The sequence below is a fragment of the Sphingomonas sp. LH128 genome, assembly GCF_000293195.2.
GTDB classification, from domain to species: Bacteria; Pseudomonadota; Alphaproteobacteria; order Sphingomonadales; family Sphingomonadaceae; genus Novosphingobium; species Novosphingobium resinovorum_A.
In genome coordinates this window covers 1-4,196 of the sequence record NZ_ALVC01000354.1, presented here as the reverse complement: position 1 = coordinate 4,196, position 4,196 = coordinate 1, and the positions used below count along the sequence as shown (strand labels likewise).

Annotated in this window: 7 protein-coding genes; 4 read left to right on the top strand and 3 right to left on the bottom strand. The window is 55.2% G+C overall.

What is annotated here, in order from left to right; all coding sequences use genetic code 11:
- The 3 genes from LH128_RS34770 to LH128_RS33765 all read left to right on the top strand — a co-directional run.
- Nucleotides 1-198 (top strand): hypothetical protein (locus tag LH128_RS34770; protein ID WP_327195258.1); only part of this gene is annotated, 198 nt, incomplete at its 5' end.
- Between the two features lie 5 nt (nucleotides 199-203).
- A complete protein-coding gene (locus tag LH128_RS24700; RefSeq protein ID WP_172705164.1) occupies nucleotides 204-374 on the top strand; it encodes a hypothetical protein in 171 nt (56 codons plus the stop codon).
- A gap of 352 nt (nucleotides 375-726) precedes the next feature.
- On the top strand, nucleotides 727-1,656 hold the full coding sequence (locus LH128_RS33765; protein ID WP_172705163.1) for a hypothetical protein: 930 nt from the start codon (nucleotides 727-729) through the stop codon (nucleotides 1,654-1,656).
- A gap of 404 nt (nucleotides 1,657-2,060) precedes the next feature.
- On the opposite strand, the gene LH128_RS24695 is transcribed toward LH128_RS33765, so the two are convergent.
- Nucleotides 2,061-2,285 carry a hypothetical protein gene (locus tag LH128_RS24695; protein ID WP_008832420.1) on the bottom strand — a complete coding sequence of 75 codons (225 nt, stop codon included), beginning with the start codon at nucleotides 2,283-2,285 and terminating at the stop codon, nucleotides 2,061-2,063.
- 402 nt (nucleotides 2,286-2,687) lie between these two features.
- Here LH128_RS24695 and LH128_RS24690 point away from each other — a divergent pair, with 402 nt between their 5' ends.
- Nucleotides 2,688-3,113 (top strand): hypothetical protein, encoded by a 426-nt coding sequence (locus LH128_RS24690; RefSeq protein ID WP_008832419.1) that lies wholly within the window; start codon nucleotides 2,688-2,690, stop codon nucleotides 3,111-3,113.
- Between the two features lie 186 nt (nucleotides 3,114-3,299).
- Here LH128_RS24690 and LH128_RS24685 read toward each other — a convergent pair whose 3' ends face one another.
- Complete coding sequence (locus tag LH128_RS24685) at nucleotides 3,300-3,620, bottom strand: DUF736 domain-containing protein (RefSeq protein WP_008832418.1); 321 nt, start codon at nucleotides 3,618-3,620, stop codon at nucleotides 3,300-3,302.
- A 117-nt stretch (nucleotides 3,621-3,737) separates the two neighbouring features.
- Nucleotides 3,738-3,863 carry a hypothetical protein gene (locus tag LH128_RS34765; RefSeq protein ID WP_327195257.1) on the bottom strand — a complete coding sequence of 42 codons (126 nt, stop codon included), beginning with the start codon at nucleotides 3,861-3,863 and terminating at the stop codon, nucleotides 3,738-3,740.
- Nucleotides 3,864-4,196 lie beyond the last annotated feature (333 nt).

The window sequence follows — 4,196 nt, the reverse complement described above, 5'->3', positions numbered from 1 at the left end:
CCGCCGCGCATCCCGATCCCTTCAACATCCCTCTACGGGATCCTGGAATCAGCAATGCCACATCAAGGCAAGCGCCTTTTTCCGCAGCCTGTTAAGTTCCCGTTCCGCGATCGCATGAGTTGGTTGCGCTTTCCAGATTTTGGCGTTGCCGGTTGTGTATCGGATGAAAACTCTGTTCGAGTGCGTCGAGAATGTTGATGCGCTTGGGCGAGATCGAGAGCCTGTTCCAGGAGTTCAACCGCCAGATGAAAATCTGCGGCTATCTGCCGACGGCTGAACAGACCGGCGATTGCGGTCTCGTCACGGCGCAGCGCCAGCACCATACGGTAGATGAGAAGGCACGAATGGATCTGGACACCGCAAAAAACTTGTGACGCTTGACGGAGTGAAGTAATTCACTGTTTTTGCGCGAGAACGGAGGCGATGATGGCGGATCATCCGGGTTTATTCGATCTTTCGGGCCCATGTGCGGCGTTGCGCGTCGAAGATCGAAGGTAGATAGGGTCATCCAAGTTTAAGATCATTTCAAAAAGGAAATGATCCATTCTATACCTCATATGCAATGCGTTAACCCGAGAATGTTTGGCCGGAGGCGGCTTTTACCCTGTAAAAACCTCATTTTGTTCCTTTTTTATAAGACCAGTGTATCATTTACAAGCTCTATAAGCCGGGGTTGATACCATGTTATCTAAGGTAGGATTTAGTCATCTAGCGGCATTAGGTGTCATGACCTTCAGTATGACGGCGAATACACGACCTGTAGGTGGAGCCTTTGCTGACACCTCCGCCACAACCACGCGGTTGGCGCCTTTAGCGCCTGGCATGTGCGAATTGCCAGCAGGCTGGGATGCAGTAAATGAATTGAAACCGGAATTTTTGATTTTCGGTGAGTTACACGGGACCGAACAATCTCCAGCATTTGTCGGCCAGGTTGTTTGCGCTTTGGCGGCGTCGGGGGAGAGAATACTTCTTGCTGTGGAATTTGATTCTTCCCTAGATTCTCAATTTCAATTTGCTTGGGGGTTGCCGCAAGATCAATATCCGGAAGCTTTGAGTAAAATAGGCTGGGTTGGCAGAAGTGATGGCATAGCGAGTCAAGCGATGTTTAACCTGCTAGTGCAATTACATGCGTTTAAATCAGCAGGCGCCGCGATCAGCATTGTTGCCTTCAATGGGGCAAAAGACAGCGAGCAGCAGGCTAGATTTTCTGCGCTTCCAGGGCAGAACCCCCACGAAGCGGCACAGGCAGAGAATATCATGCTAGCTGCACAAGCTGACAATTACGATCTGACAATTGTGCTTGTTGGAAATATACATGCGATGAAGCAACCAGTCCAACGGCCGGAGACTACGTTTGAACCAATGGCTATGCGCTTGGCGCGCTCAGGTGTAGTCGTTTCCTTAGATATGCAAAGTTCCGGTGGAACGGCGTGGAACTGTCAATTGAAAGCAGGATACGTCCCTCACGCCGGAAAGCCGATTACTGATGACGCCATCTCTTGTGCAAATTACGACGTCAGGCCTGATGGTGGCTCTGAAAGACTGCTGCCAATGACAATACACCTCAATACAAGCGAGAAATTAGACAATATTTATGATGGCGTTTTTTCAGTCGGTAATGTCACTGGATCATCTCCTGCGGTCCCTAAATTTTGATTTCAGGAGAAACGTATTTTTACTGGACAACGCTTAATATAGGTTGGCACGATATGCCCACTATCTACCAGCACTTTTCTAGTTAGAGAATTTATATTTGCGGGTTTGGTATTAGAGATAGTAGCTAGGCGGCTATTCCAGAATGAGAACAAAAAATCTTGCTTCCAAAAGCTCCGGGGCACAAAATGTGTCCCAGCTGCTTCGGAAATTTCATCTAAGCTGCTGAAAATGCTCGCCTTGGTGAGCAGCACCCGTGCGTACAATGCATGTGTGGCGTCACAGGGGCGCTAAACGTTTGCGGCACTGGCCGCCAGCGCTGGAAGGGGAGGAAATTTCTGCAATCCGTGAGGACGTTCGGGCAGCGGTTTGATAAGGGAGAGCCTCGGCGGCCCTCCCCTCGACGGTTAAATCTCGTCATCCAGTCGCCCGGTGACGGCGTAGACTACCTTGTCGATCATCTCCATCGGCATCGGGCTGTAATCGCCTTCGTCCACCGCGAGATAGCCCAGCTCCCCGTCCGTGATGACGTACTGCGTGAAGTAGCTGCACCGGGCGCGGCGTGCTGCCTTCGTGCAGGCCGCAAAGTAGGCGGCATCGTCGGCGAGCGCTGAGTTCGAAATCGTCTGCATAATGACCTCCTGTCTTCTTGATGACAGGCTTGCAGGCGCGTGCGGCGATCGGCCGGGTCAGGGACGCCCGGGTTTATCCGGGCGCCGCGCAGCGGGGAGTGGGGGAGCCGATTTGGTCGTAGCTGTAGCGGAGCGAAGCGGGAGTGGAGGCTGCGGCAAAATTGGGGGAACCGCTCATCCTTGAGGCGGCCGAGCGGCGCATGACACCATCGAAAGTCTGAGAGAGAAGTTTCCACCCTATCGGCTGGGCGCTGCGCCGGAATATCAGGCCCGCTACCTGCCCGGATACAATCAGCTATCGGGCTGGGCGACGTGGAATGTTCCCCGCTATTCCGGAACTTGTTTTCTGCCCAGGGTTGATCATGATCCCACCGCAAGTCAGTTATCTTTCAGGAGATCATATTGGCGATTTTCGGATGGTTCAGGAAGGCGAGACCAAAGGTCGAAACGCCGGAAATGGACTTGGAACAAACACTGGGGTCCCTGGTCATGGCGGGACTTTCCAAAAATGACGGACTTTCTCCGCGTTACAGGCCCGACATCACGTCCGAAGAGGACTTCGAGGCTCGATCTGCCGACCTTCCTCTGGTTGTGGTATGGGGCGAGCATGAGACTTCCGAGGGATTAGCGTTCTCGATGTCGATCAATGCGCACCTTGTGGAGACCATGTTGTTGGAATTTGTTTCCAGCGATGACCACTGGTTCCGACCTGTCCGCAACAGAGTGATCGAGGACCTCAAGTCGGCCAGCATGGCCGCGATGATGAATACCATCGAGGCGACCAACGCACCGCCGAGCGCGATCTGCCAATCACTGGATATATATTAATATCACACCCGCTCTTTGGCCGCATCCCGGCATGTAAGCTCAATTTTCATGCCAGGATTAGTTTGTAGGTTTTGCAAATATAAACAGAAGGCCGCTTCTATAAATAAATACCTGTTCACTCCGAGCTGGCGCAGGCGCTCACTTGCAAATTCTGCTCCCCGGCGGCGCCGGGGAGCAGGCCCGGCATCAGTCGGCGGGGTTCCAGATGATGGCGTAGGTTTCCTCATCCTCCTGACCGGCTGCACGCCCAAGGTTGGCATAGAGGCGCCGGGGACCGAACTCGGGCGCTGCCAGGGTGAGCGACACGTAGTCGTTTCCGGTTGCCTCGCTGCGGCGCTGCCATCCCGCGCCGACCTCGACACCCGCCGATGTGATGCGAAAATCGGGATGGCTGTCGGCGCTCTTGCGCGGGTTCGGGGAGATTTCGATTTCGGCACGGATCGAGAGGGTGCGAAGCTGGCCCTTGAAGATCGAGCCGGAGCGGGTGACGTAACCGATTGCGGGCATGTTCTGTCTCCTGAAGGTCCGCCCGAACCATCCGGGCGATAGGCAGACCGGCAGAGCGGCGCCAGCAGGGGTGCTAACCGTCAGGCCGTAGCGCAGCGGAGGACCGGAGCCGCAGGCTTATTTGAAGCGCAGCGCCCGCGAGGAGCCCGCCTCGGCGGGCGGGGAAATAAGCAGGAGGCGATGGTTTGGCAGGCATGCGCGATGCTCCAGGTCAGTGCCTTTGGAGCCGATGGTTTCGGGCATTGCACGGGGGCAGAGCATTTTCATCGATATTCGGAAAAAACACCCACGACGCCTGAAGGGCCCGAGGCAAAGCTGCACGCGCTCACGGCGCGAGATGACAGGATAACCCGCGCCTTGACGTTGCTTCCGCCTTCCCTTGTTTGGGTCCGCCAGTTCGCGGCGACATGGTCAGCGGCAGAAAGCCTAATGGGGGGCGAAACAGTCGCGGCCTGTACTCAGGCGGCGGCCTCGATCCGCATCCTGAGGCCGAGCGCAGGCAGGACCTTGAGCATGGTTTCGAGGGTCGGATTGCCATCAGGGCCAAGCGCCCGGTAGACCCAAGTTGAACAGTGC